The organism is Neobacillus mesonae (assembly GCF_023715155.1).
GTDB classification, from domain to species: Bacteria; Bacillota; Bacilli; order Bacillales; family Cytobacillaceae; genus Neobacillus; species Neobacillus mesonae_A.
In genome coordinates this window covers 1-508 of record NZ_JAMBNQ010000103.1, presented here as the reverse complement: position 1 = coordinate 508, position 508 = coordinate 1, and the positions used below count along the sequence as shown (strand labels likewise).

Here is a 508-nt window from a genome sequence, read left to right as displayed (position 1 = left end):
GTGGAAATGCCGAGGAACGTGTCGATCGCGCCGCGCTCGCACGCCCACGCGCGATAGGTGCGCACGAAGCGCGCGGCAAGCATCCCGCCTCGGTGCGCCGGATCGATGAACAGGCCGAAGTCGCACGCGATCCTGTCCTCGGACATCCAGTGCTCCATGACCATCGCGGCCATGACGGCGATCGGTCTGCCGTCTCGCTCGGCCATCATCAGGAAGCCGTCATCGCTCGCAATCAGCCGCTCGAACAGCGCAACAAGCTTCGGCGCGGAGAAGCGGTAACGCCGGTAGCGCGGCGACTCGGCGGCCATCAGCGCGCCGAGTTCGACCAGCGCGGGCACATCGTCAGGGGTAGCGTTGCGGATCATGGTCAGCCCGTGTTGACGGTGAACTGACGCAGGAGCGCGAGCACGTACCAGTCGTACGGCTGGTCCTGCGTGATGGTGATTTCGGACGACGAATCCCATCCGAATTCGGTGATGTCCTTGTCGCCCGTGAATGGCTCAGGCGG

1 protein-coding gene is annotated in these 508 nt (G+C 65.2%); it reads right to left on the bottom strand.

Features of this window, described 5'->3' with window-relative positions; all coding sequences use genetic code 11:
- Positions 1-365 (bottom strand): GNAT family N-acetyltransferase (locus M3183_RS26700; RefSeq protein ID WP_251475042.1); only part of this gene is annotated, 365 nt, incomplete at its 3' end.
- Positions 366-508 lie beyond the last annotated feature (143 nt).